This window comes from Saccharopolyspora kobensis (genome assembly GCF_900108315.1).
Lineage (GTDB): Bacteria > Actinomycetota > Actinomycetes > Mycobacteriales > Pseudonocardiaceae > Saccharopolyspora > Saccharopolyspora kobensis.
Map to the genome: position 1 here is coordinate 807,229 of NZ_FNVB01000004.1, position 21,152 is coordinate 828,380.

General features: G+C 71.6%; 20 protein-coding genes. 18 read left to right on the plus strand and 2 right to left on the minus strand.

Going from position 1 to position 21,152, the window contains the following annotated elements; translation table 11 throughout:
• Window positions 1-135 precede the first annotated feature (135 nt).
• From C4T78_RS16565 to C4T78_RS16575, 3 genes are read left to right on the plus strand one after another with little or no spacing between them, the layout of a single operon-like run.
• A complete protein-coding gene (locus tag C4T78_RS16565) occupies window positions 136-819 on the plus strand; it encodes an MBL fold metallo-hydrolase (RefSeq protein WP_093345666.1) in 684 nt (227 codons plus the stop codon).
• A gap of 22 nt (window positions 820-841) precedes the next feature.
• On the plus strand, window positions 842-2,110 hold the full coding sequence (hisS, locus tag C4T78_RS16570) for a histidine--tRNA ligase (RefSeq protein ID WP_093345669.1): 1,269 nt from the start codon (window positions 842-844) through the stop codon (window positions 2,108-2,110).
• Complete coding sequence (locus C4T78_RS16575; protein WP_093345671.1) at window positions 2,107-2,745, plus strand: hypothetical protein; 639 nt, start codon at window positions 2,107-2,109, stop codon at window positions 2,743-2,745. Before hisS ends, C4T78_RS16575 begins: the two co-directional genes overlap by 4 nt.
• 227 nt (window positions 2,746-2,972) lie before the next feature.
• Here the strand turns inward: C4T78_RS16575 and C4T78_RS16580 are convergent, their stop codons facing one another.
• Window positions 2,973-4,349 (minus strand): YibE/F family protein, encoded by a 1,377-nt coding sequence (locus tag C4T78_RS16580; protein WP_235862971.1) that lies wholly within the window; start codon window positions 4,347-4,349, stop codon window positions 2,973-2,975.
• Window positions 4,350-4,515: 166 nt separating this feature from the next.
• Between C4T78_RS16580 and C4T78_RS16585 the strand changes: the two genes are divergently transcribed.
• Window positions 4,516-4,776 (plus strand): hypothetical protein, encoded by a 261-nt coding sequence (locus C4T78_RS16585; RefSeq protein ID WP_143185718.1) that lies wholly within the window; start codon window positions 4,516-4,518, stop codon window positions 4,774-4,776.
• 95 nt (window positions 4,777-4,871) lie between these two features.
• Window positions 4,872-5,939 carry an Rv2578c family radical SAM protein gene (locus C4T78_RS16590; RefSeq protein ID WP_093345679.1) on the plus strand — a complete coding sequence of 356 codons (1,068 nt, stop codon included), beginning with the start codon at window positions 4,872-4,874 and terminating at the stop codon, window positions 5,937-5,939.
• Between the two features lie 233 nt (window positions 5,940-6,172).
• On the opposite strand, the gene C4T78_RS16595 is transcribed toward C4T78_RS16590, so the two are convergent.
• Window positions 6,173-7,216: a hypothetical protein gene (locus C4T78_RS16595; protein WP_093345682.1), complete on the minus strand. Its 1,044-nt coding sequence runs from the start codon at window positions 7,214-7,216 to the stop codon at window positions 6,173-6,175.
• A 501-nt stretch (window positions 7,217-7,717) separates the two neighbouring features.
• On the opposite strand from C4T78_RS16595, the gene aspS reads away from it, so the two are divergent.
• The 13 genes from aspS to C4T78_RS16655 all read left to right on the plus strand — a co-directional run bounded on the left by aspS (window position 7,718) and on the right by C4T78_RS16655 (window position 21,111).
• Window positions 7,718-9,538 (plus strand): aspartate--tRNA ligase, encoded by a 1,821-nt coding sequence (gene aspS / locus C4T78_RS16600; protein WP_093345685.1) that lies wholly within the window; start codon window positions 7,718-7,720, stop codon window positions 9,536-9,538.
• A 13-nt stretch (window positions 9,539-9,551) separates the two neighbouring features.
• Window positions 9,552-10,493, plus strand: coding sequence for a DUF389 domain-containing protein (locus tag C4T78_RS16605; RefSeq protein ID WP_093345688.1), 942 nt, complete (start codon window positions 9,552-9,554; stop codon window positions 10,491-10,493).
• 414 nt (window positions 10,494-10,907) lie between these two features.
• Window positions 10,908-12,113 (plus strand): hypothetical protein, encoded by a 1,206-nt coding sequence (locus tag C4T78_RS16610; protein WP_374703878.1) that lies wholly within the window; start codon window positions 10,908-10,910, stop codon window positions 12,111-12,113.
• A gap of 94 nt (window positions 12,114-12,207) precedes the next feature.
• Window positions 12,208-12,930 carry a GNAT family N-acetyltransferase gene (locus tag C4T78_RS16615; RefSeq protein ID WP_093345690.1) on the plus strand — a complete coding sequence of 241 codons (723 nt, stop codon included), beginning with the start codon at window positions 12,208-12,210 and terminating at the stop codon, window positions 12,928-12,930.
• Window positions 12,931-13,271: 341 nt separating this feature from the next.
• Window positions 13,272-13,649: a hypothetical protein gene (locus tag C4T78_RS36050; protein ID WP_107916150.1), complete on the plus strand. Its 378-nt coding sequence runs from the start codon at window positions 13,272-13,274 to the stop codon at window positions 13,647-13,649.
• A 48-nt stretch (window positions 13,650-13,697) separates the two neighbouring features.
• Window positions 13,698-14,294, plus strand: coding sequence for a carbonic anhydrase (locus C4T78_RS16620; RefSeq protein WP_093154025.1), 597 nt, complete (start codon window positions 13,698-13,700; stop codon window positions 14,292-14,294).
• Window positions 14,295-14,386: 92 nt separating this feature from the next.
• Window positions 14,387-15,895 (plus strand): SulP family inorganic anion transporter, encoded by a 1,509-nt coding sequence (locus C4T78_RS16625; protein WP_093345693.1) that lies wholly within the window; start codon window positions 14,387-14,389, stop codon window positions 15,893-15,895.
• A gap of 179 nt (window positions 15,896-16,074) precedes the next feature.
• Window positions 16,075-17,430 (plus strand): replication-associated recombination protein A, encoded by a 1,356-nt coding sequence (locus C4T78_RS16630; protein ID WP_093345695.1) that lies wholly within the window; start codon window positions 16,075-16,077, stop codon window positions 17,428-17,430.
• A gap of 188 nt (window positions 17,431-17,618) precedes the next feature.
• On the plus strand, window positions 17,619-18,581 hold the full coding sequence (locus tag C4T78_RS16635) for a 2-hydroxyacid dehydrogenase (RefSeq protein WP_093345698.1): 963 nt from the start codon (window positions 17,619-17,621) through the stop codon (window positions 18,579-18,581).
• A 93-nt stretch (window positions 18,582-18,674) separates the two neighbouring features.
• Entirely contained in the window at window positions 18,675-19,082 is a 408-nt protein-coding gene (locus C4T78_RS16640; RefSeq protein WP_093345701.1) for a YciI family protein, read from the plus strand.
• Window positions 19,083-19,087: 5 nt separating this feature from the next.
• A complete protein-coding gene (locus C4T78_RS16645; protein ID WP_093348257.1) occupies window positions 19,088-20,221 on the plus strand; it encodes an RNA polymerase sigma factor in 1,134 nt (377 codons plus the stop codon).
• Window positions 20,222-20,410: 189 nt separating this feature from the next.
• Window positions 20,411-20,818: a DUF948 domain-containing protein gene (locus C4T78_RS16650; RefSeq protein WP_093345703.1), complete on the plus strand. Its 408-nt coding sequence runs from the start codon at window positions 20,411-20,413 to the stop codon at window positions 20,816-20,818.
• A complete protein-coding gene (locus C4T78_RS16655; protein ID WP_170210336.1) occupies window positions 20,815-21,111 on the plus strand; it encodes a hypothetical protein in 297 nt (98 codons plus the stop codon). The genes C4T78_RS16650 and C4T78_RS16655 overlap by 4 nt, the downstream gene beginning before the upstream one ends.
• Window positions 21,112-21,152: the final 41 nt, after the last annotated feature.

The following is a 21,152-nucleotide window of genomic DNA, read 5'->3' on the forward strand; positions in this document are numbered from 1 at the left end:
GGTTCGGGCGCGACCGCACCGCCGGTCTCGGCTGAGCGCCGCACGGCACGCGGGAGGAGTGCGCGGGCGGGACGATAATCTGGGGGTCAGCCGACCCGCGCCGTCGGGTGTCGCCGCAACGAAAGGTCGCTCTCCGTGCTTGTCCTCGGGTTCCCGGTAGGACCGCTGCAGGCGAACTGCTACGTGCTCGCGCGCGGGGAGGGCGAACCCTGCGTCGTGGTGGATCCCGGCCAGGACGCCGCGGAGCCGCTGCGCACCCAGCTGACCGAGCGCCGGCTCACCCCGGCCGCGGTGCTGCTCACGCACGGCCACTTCGACCACGTCTTCTCCGCCGGTGAGATCTGCGCCGAGCACGGCGTCCCGGCCCACATCCACCCGGCGGACCGGCACATGCTCACCGATCCCGGCTCCGCGCTCGGCCCGGCCGGGCGGCAGCTGTTCGGCGACGGCCTGGTGATGGACGCGCCCACCGACGTCCGCGAGATCGCAGGCGGCGACGTGCTGGAGCTGGCGGGCCTGAGCTTCGAGGTCACGCACACGCCGGGCCATACCGGCGGGTCGGTGCTGTTCGGCGTCAGGACCGAGGAGGGCGGGCAGCTGCTGCTGTCCGGCGACACCCTCTTCGCGGGCGCCATCGGACGCACCGATCTGCCCGGCGGCGACCACGGCCGGATGCTCGAGTCGCTGAGCACCCAGGTGCTGCCGCTGGACGACGACGTCGTCGTGCTGCCGGGCCACGGACCGACCACCACCATCGGGCGCGAGCGCGCGGGCAACCCGTTCCTGCAGGGACTGCCCGCTTCCGACGCCATCTCCTGACGAGGACAGAGAACTTCCACCCATGAGCACGTTCACCGCCCCCAAGGGCATCCCGGAGTACTTCCCGCCGGAATCGGCCGACTTCCTGGCGGTTCGCGACACCCTGGCCGACGCCGCCCGCCGCGCGGGCTACGGCTACATCGAGCTGCCGCTGTTCGAGGAGACCTCCCTGTTCGCCCGCGGCGTCGGCGAGTCCACCGACGTCGTGAGCAAGGAGATGTACACCTTCGCCGACCGCGGCGGCCGGTCCGTGACGCTGCGGCCGGAGGGCACCGCGGGCGTGACCCGCTCGGTCATCGAGCACGGCCTGGACCGCGGCCAGCTGCCGGTGAAGCTGTACTACAGCGGCGCGTTCTTCCGCTACGAGCGGCCGCAGGCCGGGCGCTACCGGCAGCTGCAGCAGCTCGGCGTCGAGGCGATCGGCGTCGACGACCCGGCGCTGGACGCCGAGGTCATCGCGATCGCCGACGAGGGCTACCGGCGGCTGGGCCTGACCGGCCACCGCATCGAGATCACCTCGCTGGGCGACAACACCTGCCGCCCGGCCTACCGCGCCAAGCTGCAGGAGTTCCTGAGCGGCCTGCCGCTGGACGAGGACACCCGCCGCCGCGCCGAGCTCAACCCGCTGCGGGTGCTCGACGACAAGCGGCCCGAGGTGCGGGAGATGGTCGCCGACGCGCCGCTGATGGTCGATCACCTCTCGGCCGAGTCGAAGGAGCACTACGAGCAGGTCAAGGCGCACCTGATCGACCTGGGCGTGCAGTTCGTGGAGAACCCGCGCCTGGTGCGCGGCCTGGACTACTACACCAAGACGACCTTCGAGTTCGTCCACGACGGGCTCGGCGCGCAGTCCGGCATCGGCGGCGGTGGCCGCTACGACGGCCTGATGGCCGAGCTCGGCGGCCAGGAGCTGTCCGGCGTCGGCTTCGGGCTCGGCGTGGACCGCACCCTGCTGGCCTGCCGGGCCGAGGGCCTCTCGGTCGGCGACCCGGCGCGCTGCGACGTCTACTGCGTGCCGATGGGCGCGACGGCCAAGCGCCGGCTGGTCGCGGCGGCGGGCGGCCTCCGGGCGGCCGGTGTCCGCGTCGACGTCGCCTACGGCGGCAAGGGTCTCAAGGGCGCGATGAAGGCCGCCGACCGCTCCGGTGCGCGGTTCGCCCTGGTGCTCGGCGAGCGCGACATCGAAGCCGGGACCGCGCAGCTCAAGGAGCTGGCCAGCGGCGAGCAGCGCGCGGTGGCGCTGGAGAACCTGGTGGACGAGGTGCGCGCGGCCGTGGAGTCGCCCAGATGAGCGAAGCCGAGTCCGTCTCGCTCGACCTCCTGGACCGCAGGACGGTGCGGGCCCGGGCGCGCAACATCATGATCGCGGCCGTCCTCGTGGCGGCCGCGTTCGGCGGCGTCGTGGGCCTGTTCGCGGGCGGTCAGGGCTTCGCCATCGCGGCGGCGATCGTGGCGGTCCCGCTGCTCCTGCTGGCCCTGGTCGAATCCCGCAAGACCCTGTCGCTGCGCGACGGCCAGGTGATCGCCCGCGCGCTGGGCACCCGGGTGGTGTCGTTGCGGGAGGCCGACCGGCTCGAACTGTTCATCACCGACGTGCGCGGCGCGCGCACGGTGAACCTGCTGGTGGGCGGGCCGCCGAAGGGCAAGGCGATCAGCGTCTCGCTGGCGATGTACGCCGGGACCGGTGGCCGCGAGCTGGGCATCTACGCGCTGCGGCGGCTGGCGGACACGCTGGCAGGCAACGCCGACACCCGAGCCCTGGTGCTCTCGCAGCTGATCGTCGAGCAGCTGCGCGCGGAAGCGCGCGGCGACGCGGCTCCGCAGCGCCCGCTCTACGTGCTGGCGTCGGCGGCCCCGCAGGGCCGCGTGGCGCAGCGCCTCAACCCCGACGCGGTGTCCAGGTTCGTCGCGGAGCTCGGTCGCTGAGAGCTCGTTCGTGGTTGCGCTGCTCGGGTGGTCGCTTGGCGGAACCTGAGCGGTGCCCTGGACCGCGGGTACCCCTCCTGCTCCACGGCGGAGGGGCCGTCCTCGCCGGGAAACCGCTCAGAACCCGCGGGTGATCATCCTGCGCAGGTGGCTGCAAGCGGGTGACGCCGCTGGCAAGGCGCGGACGGCATTCGCCGACAAGCTCTGACTGAAACGCCGTCCCGGGATCACACCCCGGGGCGGCGCCTGCGGCGCACGGTGGGAGTTCCGGCGCTGGTGGCCGCGGCCTGCCCGACCCGGTCGGCCACCGACGCCCGGTGGGTGTTCTCCGCGGGTTCCCGGACGGCCACCGCGGCGGCGATCGCCGTGGTGATCGGGACCGCCGCGACGAGGCCGATGCTGCCCACCAGGGTGCGCACCACCTCCTGCGCCACGGCCTGCGAGGTGACGATCTCGCCGAAGCTCCGCCCGGACAGCGCGTAGGCCATCAGCATCGGCAGCGCAGTGCCCGCGTAGGCCAGGACCAGCGTGTTCACCGCCGAGGACACGTGGTCGCGGCCGATCTGCAGCCCGGAGGAGTACAGCTGCCGCCAGGTCAGCGCCGGGTTGGCCTTGCGCAGCTCCCACACCGCGCTGGTCTGGGTCACGGTGACGTCGTCGAGCACGCCCAGCGCACCGATCACCACACCGGCCAGCAGCAGCCCGCGCGCGTCGATCGGCGCGCCGAGCAGGCCCATCAGGCTGGAGGTGTCCTCGTCCAGCCCGGTGAGGCTGGTGGCGGCCGCGAACAGCGAGCTGAGCGCCCCGATCAGCGCCAGGCTGAGCATGGTGCCCAGCACCGCGGTGGAGGTACGCGCGGAGAAGCCGTGGGTGAGGTAGAGCGCGATGAACATGATCAGCCCGGCGCCGACGATGGCCACCAGCAGCGGATCCTCCCCGGCCAGCACGGCGGGCAGGACGAAGCTGACCAGCACGACCAGGCTCAACCCGAGTGCGACGAGGGCGGCGAGCCCCTGCCACCTGCCGAGCACGAGCACGGCCCCGGCGAACACCAGCGCCAGCACCAGCAGCGGAGTGCCGCGCTGGAAGTCGACGACCTGGTAGGAGGACGGCTCCTGCGCGTTGGCCCCGGAGTAGCTGAGCACCACGTCGTCGCCGACGGCGAACCGCGGGCTGCCGGGATCGGTGGGCACGACCTGCTCGATGCTCTCCCCGGGCAGCGGCCCGTCCTGCATCCGCACCTCGAGGATCACGCACTCGCTCTGCTCGGACGCGCCCTCGCTGCACGGCCCGGCGACGGCGGAGACGACCTCGGCGTTCACCGGGTGCTGCCCGAACCCGAGATCGGCACCGCTGCGCTGCTCGTGCCCGAAGGGGTACAGCAGCAGCACGCCGATGATCGCGGCCAGCGCGAACGGCACCAGCGCGATGGCCAGCACGCGCTTGACCTGCTTCGAAGCCGGATCAGCAGGCCCGTGGCCGTGGCCGTGCCCGTGACCGACGGTGGGCGGCGGGGCGCTGGGACGCGGGTCCGGACGGCGGTGGCGTGCGCGGCGACCCTCACCGGACGAGGGCGGCTCAGCGGCAGGAGGGCGCTCGGTCACCGGCCAATTATGCGGACTCCCCGAACGGCATCCCCGGCAGAGGCCCACCGGTGTCGCTGCGAGCACCGTCCGTACCGGGATCACACGATGGGCGGAGACCTGCTCGGGGATGCGGACGTCGGCGATCGGCTGCGGGCGGGCTCGCCGGGCTGTGATGATCGTCTTCATGGGTTTGTTCGAGACGAAGCCGAAGCTCGTCACCGTGCTGGGGCGGGCGTTCGGCTGCCTGGTGTGCGGTCACGCGTGGTTCTGGTCCCGCGAGGTCAAGCTCAACTCGACCGGCGCCGAGTTCTTCGGCTTGGCGTGGGCGAACGAGTCCGCCATGGGACTGATCTGCGACAAGTGCGGTTACGTGCACGAGTTCGCCGGCGGAAACCGACCCCAGCTGTGGACCAAGAAGCAGGGGTATCCGGACGGGGCCGAGTGACCGCCGCGACGGTGCGGAAGAAGGGCGCGGCCACGATCGGCTGATGTGGGGAAACACCGCTCGACACGTTGTCGAAACTGTGTTCGAATTGGGTCGTGCGATGGGAACGACAGCGAATCAGTTCGCCGGTGGCGGAGGCCGCGCTGCCGCTCGACCTGCCCGAGCCGGTGCGGGGGAGCGGTCGCGGTGGTCTGCGGTTGCCGGACCCGGTGCCGATCGAGGCGGGCACCGAGGATGCCTTCGCGATCGAGGTGCGGGCGAAGTCGATCATCAACCGGGTGCCCGGCGAGTCCGCTGTGCCGTTCGGCTGGACGGTCAACCCGTACCGGGGATGCGGTCACGCCTGTCGGTACTGCTTCGCGAGGCGGACTCACACCTACCTTGACCTCGATGCCGGGCACGACTTCGACAGCAAGATCGTGGTCAAGGTCAACGCGGGTGCGCTGCTGCGCAAGGAGCTCGCCCACCCGCGGTGGGCGGGTGAGCCGATCGCGATGGGCACCAACACCGATCCCTACCAGCGGGCCGAGGGGCGCTACCGGTTGATGCCGGAGATCATCTCGGCGTTGCGCGACCGGGCCAACCCGTTCTCGATCCTGACCAAGGGGACGTTGATCCTGCGCGATGCCGATCTGATCGTGCAGGCCGCCGGGGTGGCTCCGGTGTCGGTGGCGGTCTCGATCGGCTCGGTGGACGAGCGGCTCTGGCGGGCCGTCGAGCCGGGCGCGCCGTCGCCGCGCCGGCGGCTGGACGTGGTGCGGCGGTTCGCCGATGCCGGGATCGGGTGCACCGTGCTGATGGCGCCGATCCTGCCCGGGCTCAGCGATGGTCCCGAGCAGATCGACGCCACGGTGCGGGAGCTGGTCGCCGCCGGGGCCGAGCGGATCGTGCCCCTGCTGCTGCACCTGCGACCGGGGGCGCGGGAGTGGTTCCGCGACTGGTTGCAGCGGGAGCATCCCGAGCTGGTGCCGCTGTACTCCCGGCTGTACCGCAACGGCTCGTACCTGCCGAAGTCCTACCAGCGAGGTGTGCTGGCGCTGGTGGAGGAGGCCAAGCGGCGCCACGGGGTCCGGCCGCCGCGGTCACCGCAGTTCCGCGACGTCACCGGCGCCGCGGAGTCGGACGCCGAGGTGGAGGAGGTGCGGCAGCTCAGCCTGCTGTGAGGTGCCGCCGGCTGCGCCGCGCGGGTGAGATCCACCGGTTAAAGCAGATGCACATCATTTTCGATTGGAGTCGGCAATGTGCTGGAGGGCGTGGATTGCTTTTCGGTTTCGGAACTTGATCGCCTGTTTCCTGCTGGTTAAAAAATCGGCGATCTTGCATCGGATTCAACCGATGTTCGGAAGCGGACGGATATTTAGTTACGCTGCGTATGTACCTGTTTTGTCGGGTCCGCCTAACGGGTGGTGGTGCGGGAGGACGAGCTGCATCCCAGCTGGTCCTCGGGCTGCCACCGGACGCCGAAGACACCCATCCCGAAGTCCAGCGCCACCGCGTGGGTGCGGCCGAACCGGTCCACGGTCAGCGGCTTCGGGGGCTCCACCTCCTGCGTGGTGGAGTCGCCGACGTAGCTCTCGCAACGGGTCGGCGGGTGCGCCGGGTCGAACTGCAGCTCGGCCACGTACTGCCGCACCGGCAGCCGGAAGAGCCGGCAGAAGCTGTGCTCGACCTCGTTCGGGCCGGTCGGCGGGTCGATGATCTCGTACTCCAGCAGCAGCGTCTCGCCGCGGGCGAGCGCGCGGTCGAACAGCAGCTCGGCGACCACCAGGTCGCGGGCGTGATCGGTGAGCACCTGGCCGAGCCGGCAGGAGCGGATGGGCCGGATGATCGGCGGGGTCTCCCCGGAGGAGGCGCCGTCGAACATGATCACCCAACGGTCCACGCCGTTGGTCTCGGCCCGGACCAGCTTGCGGGTGCGGATCTTGCGCAGCTCACCGCGCTGGTCGACGTGCACCACGTCGTGGTGGCTGAGCCGGGCCAGCTTGCTGTCGTGGCTGGTGTCGATCTTGGTGAGCAGCTCGGCCGCCGACTCGTTCTCCGACCACAGCGCGCTCAGCGGCGGCGCCTCGGCCGGTGCCTGGCGGGTGCGGCCGCGCGGCCGCGGCGGGCCGAGCAGCGCGGACAGCGCGTTCTCCGGCACGCCCAGGACCTGTTCCAGCTGCTGCAGGGCGAGCAGGGAATCCGGGCGCTCCGGGCGGCGCCGACCGGACTGCCAGTAGCTCAGCGCGGTGATGCTGACCGGTGTGCCGCGGGCGCGCAGCCGGTGCTGGATGCGCTCCAGGCTCAGGCGGCTGGCTCGGATCGCGGTGCGCAGGGCGACTTCGAACGGCCCGGTGCGCAGCAGTTCGGCGAGTTCGGCCGACAGCGCGTTCGTCCCGGGTTGCGCGGTCCGGACGGTCGGTTGCGCGGTCGGGCGGGCCTCCGTTTTCGGGCCGATCATCGTTACTCCTCGTGTCCGCCGAATCCGAACTTACGCTAATCAGTGGATCTGTGATCCGCAACGACCGAGTTCCGGTTGGCCTCTCCAACTAAAGTCGGAACAGGGCTGGCTTAAGCTGGTATTCAAGTCCTCCGTGCTTCGCGGTCGCCGAACAATGCCGTTGCCCGATCGTCGATCGTGCTTCGAATCAAGTGAATTGTGACGCACGTGGCCCGAAATTGGTATCGACCATTTGGTGCCGCTGCGGCGAACGGGCGAACGCGACGAACCGCGCGCCGCTCCGCGGTGACCGGGAGCGATCGGCGGCCGGGACCGGTGACGCTGCGCTGCGGTGGATCGACGCGCGGCACCTGCCGGGCGTGCACCGGGGCTCGTTGGCTAGCCTTGAAGGCCTGCGTCCTGCCTGCTGAGCCCGCATGCGCTGCGGTCCCGGCAGTGCCGGCGAAACCGAAAGCAATGCCGTCGAAACGCTGAAACAGCGGAAGAAGGAGCTCAGTACCCGTGATGCGCACGCACGAGACCGGATCGCTGCGCGCCGGTCATGCCGGGCAGACCGTCACCCTCGCCGGGTGGGTGGCGCGCCGTCGCGATCACGGCGGGGTCATCTTCATCGATCTGCGCGACGCTTCGGGCGTCGCCCAGGTCGTCTTCCGCGAGGGCGAGATGGCCGAGCGGGCCCACCGGCTGCGCTCCGAGTTCTGCGTCCAGGTCACCGGCGAGGTGACCCGCCGCCCGGAGGGCAACGAGAACCCGGAGATCCCGACCGGTGAGATCGAGGTGACCGCCACCGAGCTGGTGGTGCTCTCCGAGTCCGCGCCGCTGCCGTTCCCGCTGGACGAGCACCTGGAGGTCGGCGAGGAGGTGCGGCTCAAGCACCGCTACCTGGACCTGCGCCGCGCCGAGCCGGCCAAGGCCATGCGGATGCGCAGCGAGATCAACCGCATCGCGCGCGAGGTCCTGCACGAGCGCGACTTCGTCGAGGTCGAGACGCCGACCATGACCCGCTCGACGCCGGAGGGCGCGCGGGACTTCCTGATCCCGGCCCGGCTGCAGCCCGGCAACTGGTACGCGCTGCCGCAGTCGCCGCAGCTGTTCAAGCAGCTGCTGATGGTCGGCGGGCTGGAGCGGTACTACCAGATCGCGCGCTGCTACCGGGACGAGGACTTCCGCGCCGACCGGCAGCCGGAGTTCACCCAGCTCGACATCGAGATGAGCTTCGTCGAGCAGGACGACGTCATCGAGCTGGGCGAGGCGATCGTGGCCGCGCTGTGGAGCAAGGTGGCCGGCCACGAGATCCCGCGCCCGTTCCCGCGGATGACCTACGCCGAGGCGATGGCCAAGTACGGCTCGGACAAGCCGGACCTGCGCTTCGGCCTCGAGCTCACCGAGATGACCGAGTACTTCAAGGACACCCCGTTCCGGGTGTTCAAGGCTCCCTACGTCGGTGCCGTGGTGATGCCGGGCGGCGCGAGCCAGCCGCGGCGGCAGCTCGACGCCTGGCAGGAGTGGGCCAAGCAGCGCGGTGCCAAGGGCCTGGCCTACGTGCTCGTCGGCGAGGACGGCACGCTGTCCGGCCCGGTGGCCAAGAACCTCTCCGAGAGCGAGCGCGAAGGCCTGGCCAAGACGGTCGGCGCCAACCCGGGCGACTGCGTGTTCTTCGCCGCCGGTGCGCGCTCGGCGGCCCGCGGCCTGCTCGGCGCGGCCCGGCTGGAGATCGGTGAGCGCTGCGGCCTGATCGACCACGACGCCTGGTCGTTCGTGTGGATCGTCGACGCCCCGATGTTCGAGCCGGTGGACGAGAGCGACGACGTGGCGGTCGGCAGCGGTCGCTGGACCGCGGTGCACCACCCGTTCACCTCGCCGAACGCCGACTGGGTGGACAACTTCGAGCAGGACCCGGCCAACGCGCTGGCCTGGGCCTACGACATCGTCTGCAACGGCAACGAGATCGGCGGCGGCTCGATCCGTATCCACCGCTCCGACGTCCAGGAGCGGGTGTTCGAGCTGCTGGGCATCTCCCAGGAGCAGGCGCAGGACAAGTTCGGCTTCCTGCTGGACGCGTTCAAGTTCGGCCCGCCGCCGCACGGCGGCATCGCCTTCGGCTGGGACCGGATCTGCATGCTGCTGGCCGGGGCGAACTCGCTGCGCGACGTCATCGCGTTCCCGAAGAGCGGCGGCGGGTACGACCCGCTGACCTCGGCGCCGTCCCCGATCACCATCGAGCAGCGCAAGGAAGCGGGCATCGACGCCAAGCCGGCCGCCAAGGTCGGCGACGAGAGCATCTCGGTGTTCCCGCCCGGCATCGTGGAGAAGCAGGGCTGACCGGCGGCGCGACGTGCTGCACCTGCGGGTGATCTGCCCGGCCGAGTACACCGATGGTGTGCTGGCCGGGCTCCAGCAGCACCCGGGTGCGGCGCACGTCGTGCTGGTGCGCGGCGGCGCGCTGGAACCGGCGGGCGATCTGATCGAGGTCGACCTGGCGCGGGAGGCCGCTGACGACGTGCTGGCCGCGATCCGGGCCTCGGAGCTGACCGAGGTCGGCGCGGTGACCATCACCGACGCGGGCACCACGATGTCGGCGCGCGCGGAGCGGGCCGAGGCCGCCGCGCCCGGTGATGCCGATGACGCGGTGGTGTGGGACGAGCTGATCGCCCGCACCGGCGAGGAGTCCCGGCTCACCGGCACCTTCCTGGCCTTCCTGTGCCTGGCCTGCGTGCTCGCGGCGGTCGGGGTGGTCACCGACTCGCCGGTGACGATCGTCGGCGCGATGGTGGTAGGGCCCGAGTTCGGGCCGCTGGCCGCCATCGCGGTCGGGCTGGTGGCGCGGCGCTGGCTGCTGGTCCGGCGGGCCGCGCTGGCGCTGGCCGTCGGGTTCCCGGTGGCCATGCTGGTCACCGCGGCCGCCGCTCTCGGCGGCGAGTGGAGCGGGCTGATCAGCAGCACGTCGCTGCCCGCGGACAGCGAGGTGTCGTTCGTCTACCAGGTCGGCTGGTCGTCGCTGATCGTGTCGTTGCTGGCCGGGGCGGCCGGGATGCTCTCGCTGACCTCGGCGAAGTCGGCCGTGCTAGTCGGCGTGTTCATCTCGGTCACGACGGTGCCCGCCGCCGGGTACGCGGTGGTCGCCGCGACGCTGGGCGACTGGGTGCAGTGCGCCAGTTCGATCGCGCAGCTCGCGGTGAACCTGGCGGGCATCGTGGTGTCCGCGACGGTGGTGCTCCTGCTCCGAGCCAAGCGTGCGCGCCCGGGTGAGGGAGTCCCCACCAGGGAAATGCTGTAAGAGCGCGGGGGTGGTCGTTCTGCATGGGTGGTCGCTTGGCGGACCCCGAGAGGCTGCCCGGGTCGCGGGTGCTCTCCCGAGACGCGGCGGAGGGGCCGTCCTCGCCGGGAAACCACTCAGAACCCGCAGGTGGTCGCTTTGCCGAGGTGATCCGACCGGCTGCCGCCGCCTGTCGGGGCGCGGACGGCTTCGCCGACAGGTCGCTGGCAGGATCGCCGTGCAACCTGGACGGCTCGCCGTTCCGTCATAGTCGAGGGGCAGTGCGCACGGGGCCGATCGGCCGCCGCGGGAGTGGCGGACGGCTGCCCACGGGCGAACACGCTGCGATTACGACTGCTGACCGGTTGTGTGTCACTTGACCGGTTATGGCAGCTCGGGTTCATGTTGTGGGGGTAGTGTCTGGAGACGATGAGCGTGGAGATCACCACCGGCCCCCCGGAGGTTCGCGTCCCGGTCAGCACCGAGGCGACAGACACCGTCGGGACCGCGGAAGCTGTGCTGAGCAAGCGGACCGGAGCACCGGTCCGGCTTGCCGATGCCGAGGATCTCGGCGGTAGCGACCGCTCGGTAGTCATGCGGGTGCGGATCGCCGAGTCGCCCTTCGAGCTGCCCAGGACCGTCGTGGTCAAGCACTACGGCGAGTGCCCGGTGGAAGCCCGGTCGGATCCGTTCGCGCACGAAGCGGCGAGCTGCCAGCTCACCACGGCGCTGCCGCCCGAAGCGCGGGTCGGCCCCGAGCTGATCGCGCACGACGCGGGCGAGCGCCTGCTGGTGCTCGAGGACCTCGGACGCGGTTCCACTCTGGCCGACGTCCTGTTCGCCGACGACTCCCGCGTCGCCGAGCGCGCGCTGCTGGGCTGGGCGCGTGCGCTCGGCCGGCTGCACAGCACCACCGCGGGCTGCGAGGCCGACTTCGACGCGCTGATGCGGCGGCTGGGCGCCAAGTCGTGGACCGATCCGGTGGCCGACGACATCGTGCGCTCGGCCTCCGAGCTGCCCGAGCTGCTCACCCAGGTCCTCGGCGTGGACACCTCGCCGGGCATGGTCGAGCGGCTGAACGCCGCGACCGAGCTGCTGCGGTCGAGCCGGTACCGGGCCTTCAGCCCGTCGGACATCTGCCCGGACAACAGCCTGGTGACCGGCAGCGGGGTGCGGTTCCTGGACTTCGAGTGGGGCTGCGTGCGCGACGTCGCGATGGACGCGGCGTACCTGCAGTACCCGTTCCCGTCGTCCTGGTGCTCCTACGCGCTGCCGGACAACCTCGCCGAGAGCATGTTGTCCACCTGGCGGTCGGAGATCGCCGAGGTCTGGCCGGAGCTGGACGACGACGACGTGCTGCTGCCGCGGCTGTTCGACGCGCAGCTGCTGTGGGTCTGGGTGTCGACGTGGTGGTTCCTGCCGCGCACCGGCGAGACCGACCGGCCCATCGACATGCACATGCCCTCGCCGCGCCGCAGCACGGCGCTGGTGGATCGCTGGCGGCACCTGCGGGCCGATGCGGTGTCGGCCGGGCTGGACGACGTCGCGGAGTTCGCCGACCAGGTGGTCGACGCGCTGGTCGACCGCTTCGGCGCCGGCGCGTTGCACCTGCAGCCCTACCCGGCGTTCCGCACGGAGTGAGTCCCGCCGGAGCGGGAACCGCGTTGCGCGGGCGGCTCACCACCTGATTGGATGTATATCCATAGTCCTGAATGATATGCATCGGTGGTGGGGGATGGTTCCGTTCAGCGCGGCGATCGAGCGGGCGGCTGTGGCCACCTGGCCGGCTTCGACGGTGCAGCGGGCGGACGGCTGGCTCCTGCGGCACTGCGATCTGCTCCGGCGCAAGCGCTCGAACTCGGCGCTGCCGCCGGAGCAGGGCTGGAGCCGGGGCGGCGTCGAGCGGGTGGAGGATTTCTACGCGGCTCGTGGCGCGGCGGCGGTCATCCAGGTGAGCCCGCTGGAGCGGCACGCCCAGCTGGACTCAGCGCTCGCTGACCGGGGTTATCGGCTCGTCTCGCCCACCGAGGTCATGTTCGCCGACGCCGGGCCGGTGTCCGTCGCCTGCGCCGCCGGGGAGTTCGACGTGCGGCTCGAACCGCGTCCGAGCTCGTCCTGGCTGGCCGCGGTCGAAGCGGTGGGCGGTGCGCCGGAGCCGAGCCTGGACCGGGTGCCGCAGCCCGTGCGGTTCGCGATCGCGGAACGCGGCGGCATGCCGGTCGGCGTCGGGATGTTCGCCGGGGCGGCGGGCTGGTGCGGCGTCTACGGGATGGCCACGCATCCGGACTGGCGGCGGCGCGGCGTGGCCACCGCGCTCCTGCGGGCGGGCGCGCGATGGGCGGCCGAGATGGGTTCGCGGCTCTTTCTGCAGGTCGAAGTGGACAACCCCGGGGCGCGGCGGCTTTATGCGGCGGTGGGTTTCCGGACCGCGCACCGCTACCACTACCGGGTTCGCTGAACAGTGCGCGTTTCCGGCACGTTTCGTCCCGGCATATTCCGGCAGCTAGCGGCCGTACACTCGATCCGGTAATGCTGGTCACATCTCCGATACTTTCCGTAGCGAACATTGCTGACGCACCGCAGTGATAGGTGGGGTGTCCACCCGGCAGTCGGGTGAATTCGCAGGTCGGAACCGATTGATTAACATATCTTCATTGGTTTCGGCGCGCGGCGGCCCAGGATTGCGACTTGCGCTCAGGTGGCAGTCGTCGGATACCGTTAGTTCAGCGTTTCGCTACTTCCCCCCTCTACCGTCGATGACGCCGGTGGGGGACGAGCTGCCCAATTTCGGAGGATTCGGTGCACAGCAAGGCCTGGCGGGTGACGAGAGCGGGTCTGTTCCTGCTGTTGTCGATCGCGCTCGCCGTGCTGGGCCCGACCCAGGCCACCGGCGAGGGCTGCGCACCGCCGCGCTGGGGGCCTGCGGAAACCAACGAGACAAAGGAGAACCGGGACAGCGAGAAGCTCCGCGAGCGGCTGCCCGGCGTCGCGCTGAACCGTCGCTGCGGGGCTCGGGCGGAAGCCCGGCGAGAGCCGCTGCCGCGCGTGCTGCAACCCGCCGATGGTGTCGAAATCCGGCCGCGCGCGCGAATCCTCCCAAATCCTGGGAGCGATCCTTACCACGAATTCATGAAGCTTAAACATTCCCCTGCCGTGCTCCAGGTGGTCCGGCACTGATCGGTCCCGCTCGCCGACATTTCCATGCCGACGACACGGAGACCCTCAATGAGCTTCGAACATTTCGTGCGACACGCCCGACGTCACCCGGACACGCTTTCCGCTGCCCGCAGGCAGCAGCTGGCCGCCGGGCAGAAACCGTCCGCGCTGTTCATCGGTTGCTCCGATTCGCGGGTGATCCCCTCGCAGATCACCGGCGCGGAACCGGGCACCCTGTTCGAACTGCGGACCGCCGGCAATGTGGTGCCGAAATACGCGCCGGACTCGGCGTCCAGCGAAATGGCCACCATCGAATACGCGGTGCTGGTGCTGCGCGTGCCGGAGATCATCGTGTGCGGCCACTCGCACTGCGGCGCGGTCACCGCGCTGACCGTGGCCGGGCGCGGGTTGGAGGAGCTCCCCGCGCTGTGCACCTGGCTGGGGACCGGTTCCCTGACCGGCGTCGACCCCGAGGACCCCAGCGTCCGCTCGGAGAGCAAGCGGCACATCCTCGAGCAGCTGCGCACCCTGCGCGAGTACCCGTTCATCCGGGACCGCATCGACGCCGGTGAGCTGCGGCTGCACGGCTGGTTCTACGAGATCGACACCGGCCTGGTCTACACGTGCCCGAAGAGCACGGAAGAGCCGGACTTCCTCCCGCTGTAACTCACGCACCCCGACCGCGCCGCGCGCCACGAAGCACGCGGCGCGATGTCGGCATCCCGGAAAAACGTTTCAACTCGCCCTGGAGGGGCACTGTGACTCGACTCGAAATACCCGCTCAGCGCCGGAAGGGCGGCGTGCCGCGCTGGCCGAAGGAGACCTTCGGCGCCGACCTGGGCGCCTCGCTCGTGGTGTTCCTGGTGGCGGTGCCGCTGTGCGTCGGCGTGGCCGTCGCCTCCGGCGTGCCCGCCGAGCTGGGCATCGTCACCGGCATCGTCGGCGGCCTGCTGGTCGGGCTGCTGCCCGGCAGCACGATGCAGGTCAGCGGCCCGGCCGCCGGCCTCACCGTGCTGGTGGCCTCGGCGGTGGACCAGCACGGGCTCGCCGCGCTGGGCGTGATCGTGCTGGGCGCCGGCGTGCTGCAGATCCTGCTGGGCATCAGCAGGCTGGGCACCTGGTTCCGGGCGATCTCGCCTTCGGTGGTGCAGGGCATGCTGGCCGGCATCGGCCTGGTGCTGATCCTCGGCCAGATCTACCCGGTCGGCGGCCTCGCCCAGCCGGAGACCACGCTGGCCAAGTTCAGCGGCATCCCCGACCTGCTCGTGGCGATGGTGACCACGCCGGCGGGCGTCAGCGGCCTGGCGCTGGCCGGGCTCGCGCTGCTGATCATGGCTTTCTGGAAGAAGGCCCCGCAGAAGGTGCGGCTGGTGCCGGGCGCTCTCGCTGCCGTGGTGATCACCAGCGCGCTGGCGGTGCTGCTGGCGCTGCCGGTGCACAAGGTGGAGGTCGGGTCGCTGCTGGCGGCGCTGAACCCACCGGCGTTCTCGGCCTGGGGCTCGCTGCTCGACCCGGCGGTGCTCGGGTCGATCGTGACCTTCGCGCTGATCGCCTCGGCGGAGAGCCTGTTCAGCGCCGCCGCCGTGGACCGCATGCACGACGGGCCGAAGACCCAGTACAACAAGGAGCTCGTCGCCCAGGGCGTGGGCAACACCGTCTGCGGCGTGTTCGGCGCGCTGCCGATGACCGCGGTGATCGTGCGCAGCTCCGCCAACGTGCAGGCCGGTGCCAAGACGAAGCTGTCCCGCGTGATGCACGGCGGCTGGCTGCTGCTGTTCGTCGTGCTGCTGCCGGGCGTGCTGTCGTTCATCCCGACGGCGGTGCTCGCCGCCCTGCTGATCCAGGCCGGGTGGAAGCTGCTCGAACTGCGGCAGGTCGCGGTGCTGGTCCGGGAGAACCGCTCCGAGGCCTTCGTGCTGATCCTCACCGCGGGCATGATCGTGGCCACCGACCTGCTGATCGGCACGCTCGCCGGGCTGGCCGTCGCCATCGTCAAGACCGCGATCGAGGTGTCCCGGCTGTCGGTCAAGGCCGAGGACGACGCCGAGCAGGTGCGCGTCGAGCTGGGCGGCAACGCGACCTTCCTGCGGCTGCCGCGGCTGCTGGACCACCTGGAGAAGCTGCCCGCCGGCAAGCACGTCCACCTGGACCTGACGATGGTCCGGCACCTCGACCGGGCCTGCCACCAGGCCGTCGAGCACTGGGCCGCGCAGCGGCGGCGCAGCGACGGCACCGTCGAGGTGGCCCTGCCCGCCAGAGTCGGCTGACCCCGGGTGATCGATTCCGCAGCGCGGCGGCGCGGGTAGCGGAACTCGTTTCCGGTGTCGGCTGTCCGCATCGCGGCTGCGGCCCGAAGCGGAATCGATCGTCTCGTGGGTGCGCGGGGGTGCCGCGCACCCACGACCGGGCGGGCGGGGGCGTCGGGGGCGAGCGGTAGCGTCGGGGTGTGAGCGAGGGGCTGTTCGACGAGGGACTGTTCGGTGCCGACACCGAGCAACGCGCCGGTGAGCGGTTGGCCGAGAACGCGCCGTTGGCGGCACGGATGCGGCCCCGTTCGCTGGACGAGGTCGTCGGCCAGCAGCACCTGCTGGGCGCCGGCGCACCGCTGCGCAGGTTGGTGGAAGGCGGCGCTCCGGCATCGGTGCTGCTCTACGGCCCGCCCGGCACCGGCAAGACGACCTTGGCCAACCTCGTCTCGCTGGCCACCGGACGCCGGTTCGCGGCCTTGTCCGCGCTGTCGTCCGGGGTGAAGGAGGTCCGCGCGGTCATCGAGGAGGCCCGGCGCCGCCTCGGCCGCTCCGGCGAGTCGACCGTGCTGTTCATCGACGAGGTGCACCGCTTCTCCAAGACGCAGCAGGACGCGCTGCTCGGCGCGGTCGAGGACCGCACCGTGCTGCTGGTGGCGGCCACCACGGAGAACCCCTACTTCTCCGTGGTGGCCCCGCTGCTGTCGCGGTCGCTGGTGCTGCAGCTGCGCAGCCTCGAGGACGACGACATCCGCACGCTGGTGCGCCGCGCGGTCGTCGAGGAGCGCGGGCTGGGCGGGGCGCTGCGGCTGACCGGGGAAGCCGAAGACCACCTGGTGGCGCTGGCCGGCGGCGATGCGCGGCGGGCGCTGACCGCGCTGGAGGCCGCGGCGGAGTCGGCGAGCTCGACCGGCGCCGAGGCCATCGACCTGGCCACCGTCGAGGCCACCGTGAACCGCGCCGCCGTGCTCTACGACAAGGGCGGCGACCAGCACTACGACATCGCCAGCGCGTTCATCAAGTCCATCCGCGGCTCCGACGTGGACGCCGCGCTGCACTACCTGGCCCGGATGGTCGAGGCGGGCGAGGACCCGCGGTTCATCGCGCGGCGGCTGGTGGTGCACGCCAGCGAGGACATCGGGATGGCGGATCCGACCGCGCTGCAGACCGCGGTCGCGGCGGCGCACGCGGTGCAGTTCATCGGCATGCCCGAAGGACGGCTGGCGCTGGCCCAGGCCACCATCCACCTGGCCACCGCGCCGAAGTCGAACGCGGTGATCACCGCCATCGACGCGGCCTCCAGCGACGTGCGCGCGGGCAAGGGCGGCCCGGTCCCGCCGCACCTGCGCGACGGGCACTACGCGGGCGCGAAGAAGCTCGGCAACGCCCAGGGCTACCGGTACCCGCACAACAGGCCGGAAGGCGTGCTGAGCCAGCAGTACCCGCCGGACGAGCTGGTCGGCCGCGACTACTACGAGCCGACGGGCCGAGGAGCCGAGCGCGCGCTAGGAGAGCGGGTGCCAAAGCTCCGCGACATCATCCGCGGCAAGGGCTGAAGACCGGATTCCGCACTCGCTCTGCGCGGCGCGCTGAGAACCCGCGGTGCCGGTTGCGACGGATGGCCGTGCGCATGCGACGGCTCGTGCTGTTGTCGCCGGAGGCGTCGCGGCTGCGGTTCGCGATGGTCGATCGGGCGTGCCCGGGCAGGTAGGTTCCGATCGGATTCGTCGCGAGGAGGTCGTTGGTGGACAAGCGGATCGTGGTCACCCGGACGGTGCCGGAGTCGGCGGTGGAGGTGCTGCGGGAGGCCGGAGCGGTGCACGTGTGCGCGCAGGACGGGCCGCTCCCGGTGCCCGAGCTGCACGAGGCCGTGCGGGGCGCGCACGCGATCGTGACGATGCTGCACGACCGGGTCGACGCCGACCTGGTGGCCGCTGCCGGGCCTCAGCTGCAGGTGGTGGCCAACGTCGCCGTCGGCTACGACAACATCGACGTGCCCGCCGTGACCGAGCGCGGCGTCACCGTGACCAACACCCCTGGCGTGCTCGTCGACGCGACCGCCGACCTCGCCTTCGGCCTGCTGCTGATGGTCACCCGCCGCCTCGGGGAGGGCGAACGGCTGCTGCGCGCCCGCGAGCCCTGGACCTTCCACCTCGGCTTCATGCTCGGCACCGGCCTGCAGGGCAAGACGCTCGGCATCGTCGGGCTCGGCGACATCGGGCAGGCCGTCGCCCGCCGAGCCCGCGCCTTCGGGATGAACATCGCCTACACCGGGCGCCGTCGGGCCCCGGTCGAGGTGGAGACCGAGCTCGACGCGCGCCACCTGCCGCTGGAGGAGCTGCTGCGCACCGCCGACGTGGTGTCCCTGCACTGCCCGCTCACCGAGCAGACCCGCCACCTCATCGACGCGGCGGCGCTGGCGGCGATGAAGCCGACCGCCTTCCTGGTCAACACCAGCCGCGGCCCCGTGGTCGACGAGAAGGCGCTCGCGGAGGCGCTGCACGAGGGCCGGATCGCCGGTGCCGCGCTGGACGTCTTCGAGCACGAGCCCGCGGTCGAGCCCGCGCTGCTGGAGCTGGACAACGTCGCGATCGCCCCGCACCTGGGCTCGGCCACCGTCGAGACCCGCACCGCCATGGCCGAGCTCGCCGCCCGCAACGTCGCCGCCGTTCTGCGCGGCGCGGAGCCGATCACCCCGGTGGGATGAGAGCGGCCGGAAAAATTCTCGGCGAGGATGTCGAGAACCGGTGACCGGCTCCGTCCCCGAGGTGAAAGCGAACTCGCACCGAGGAGGCCCACCATGGCCAAGTACCTGTTGCTGAAGCACTACCGCGGCGCGCCGGCCGCGGTCAACGACGTCCCGATGGACCAGTGGACGCCCGAGGAGATCTCGGCGCACGTGAAGTACATGAACGACTTCGCCGCCCGGCTGCAGGAGACCGGCGAGTACGTCGACAGCCAGGCGCTGGCCCCGGAGGGCACCTTCGTCCGCTACGACGGCGAGGGGCGCCCGCCGGTCACCGACGGCCCGTTCGCCGAGACCAAGGACGTCATCGCGGGCTGGATGGTGATCGACGTCGACAGCTACGAGCGCGCGCTCGAACTGGCGGCGGAGCTCTCCGCGGCGCCCGGGGCGGGCGGGAAGCCGATCCACGAGTGGCTCGAACTGCGCCCGTTCCTGGGCCACGCGCCCACCATCGCGGAGTGATGCGGGTGGACGAGGCGCTGATCCGGAGCCTCACCCCGCAGGTGATCGGGGTCCTCGTCCGCCGCGGAGCAGACTTCGCGGCGGCCGAGGACGCCGTCCAGGACGCCCTGGTCGATGCGGTCCGCGGCTGGCGGGACGACCCGCCGCGGGACCCGAAGGGCTGGCTGATCACCGTCGCCTGGAACCGGTTCCTCGACGCGACCAGGGCGGATGCCGCTCGCCGGCGGCGGGAGGACCGCGCCGAGGAGGAACCGGTGGCGGCGCCCGGCGTGGACGACACGCTGCAGCTGTACTTCCTGTGCGCCCACCCGTCGCTGACGCCGTCGTCCGCGGTCGCGCTCACGCTGCGCGCCGTCGGCGGGCTGACCACCCGTCAGATCGCGCAGGCCTACCTGGTGCCGGAGTCGACGATGGCGCAGCGGATCAGCCGCGCCAAGCGCACCGTCTCCGGCGTGCGGTTCGACCAGCCGGGCGATGTCGCCACCGTGCTGCGCGTGCTCTACCTGGTCTTCAACGAGGGCTACTCGGGCGACGTCGACCTCTCCGCCGAGGCCATCCGGCTCACCCGGCAGCTGGCGGCCGCCATCGACCACCCCGAGGTGGCGGGGCTGCTCGCGCTCATGCTGCTGCACCACGCCCGGCGCGCCACCCGCACCGCGCCCGACGGCGGCCTGGTGCCGCTCGCGGAGCAGGACCGGAGCCGGTGGGACACCGGGATGATCGCGGAGGGAGTCGAGATCCTCCAGGCCGCGCTCGCCCGCGACCGGCTGGGCGAGTACCAGGCCCAGGCCGCCATCGCGGCGCTCCACGCCGATGCGCCCACCGCGGCGGAGACGGACTGGCCGCAGATCGTCGAGTGGTACGACGAGCTCGTGCGCTTGACCGGCAGCCCGGTCGTCCGGCTCAACCGCGCGGTGGCCGTCGGCGAGGCCGATGGCCCGCGCGCGGGCCTGGCCGCGCTCGCCGAGCTGGACGCCTCCCTGCCCCGCCACGCGGCGGTGGCGGCGTACCTCCACGAACGCGACGGCGATCTGGCGACCGCGGCGCGGCTGTACTCGGAGGCGGCGCGGAAGGCCGCCAACGTCGCCGAGCGCGATCACCTCGTGCGCCAGGCCGCCCGGCTCAACACCGACCGATGACGACCTGAGTTCGCGCGGGCTGAATCCGGGCGGAGAAATGCGCGCGGAACTCGCGTTTTTCCACCCGATCGATCGGCCGCGACCGGGTGCGCAGGTGGGGGAGCGGTGCCGGTAACCTGAGCGGCGATCAACAGGCCGGGGAATCAACGGCCCGGCCTGACGGAAATGACGTGGAATACGGGAGGGCACGTGACGCCCACGCAGATCGCCGCGCTGATCGCCGCCGGAGCGTTCGTGCTGCTGGTCGTGCTGCTGGCGATCCCGCTGATCAAGCTCGGCCGGACCTTGGACGAGGCGACCATCGCGATCCGCAAGGCGCACGAGAACTCCGACCCGCTGTTCACCGGCGCGAATTCGACGATCACTCACGTCAACACCCAGCTGGAGCGGGTGGACGGGATCACCGCCAACGCCAAGACGATCAGCGGCAACGTCTCGGCGTTGTCCTCGCTGTTCACGGCTACACTGGGTGGCCCGTTGGTGAAGACGGCGGCGTTCTCCTACGGGGTCAGCAAGGCGCTGCGCGCACGCCGCAAGCGCAAGCAGGAGCCCGCTGGCCGGCACTTCCGCCGCAAGGGCAAAGGGGGGCGCAAGTGAGCCGCCTGTTCTGGTTCGGCGCCGGGGTCGCGGCCGGTGCCGTGGTGATGCGCAAGCTCAACGAGACCGCGCGCAAGGCGACTCCGACGGGCATGGCCGAGCAGCTCGGCGGCGCGATGCGCGAACTGGCCGGCGCGGTCGGCTCGTTCGGCGCCGAGGTGCGCGCCGGGATGCAGGAGCGCGAGGACGAGCTGCAGGAAGTCGTGAACAACGCCGACACGGTGCAGTTCCGGCGGATCGACGCGGCTCCGGACTCGGGCGGTGCCCGGCGAGCTCGCCGGGCGGGTCGCTGACGCCGGCGCCACGCCGCCAGCCGCTCGCCGCCACCGCGCCA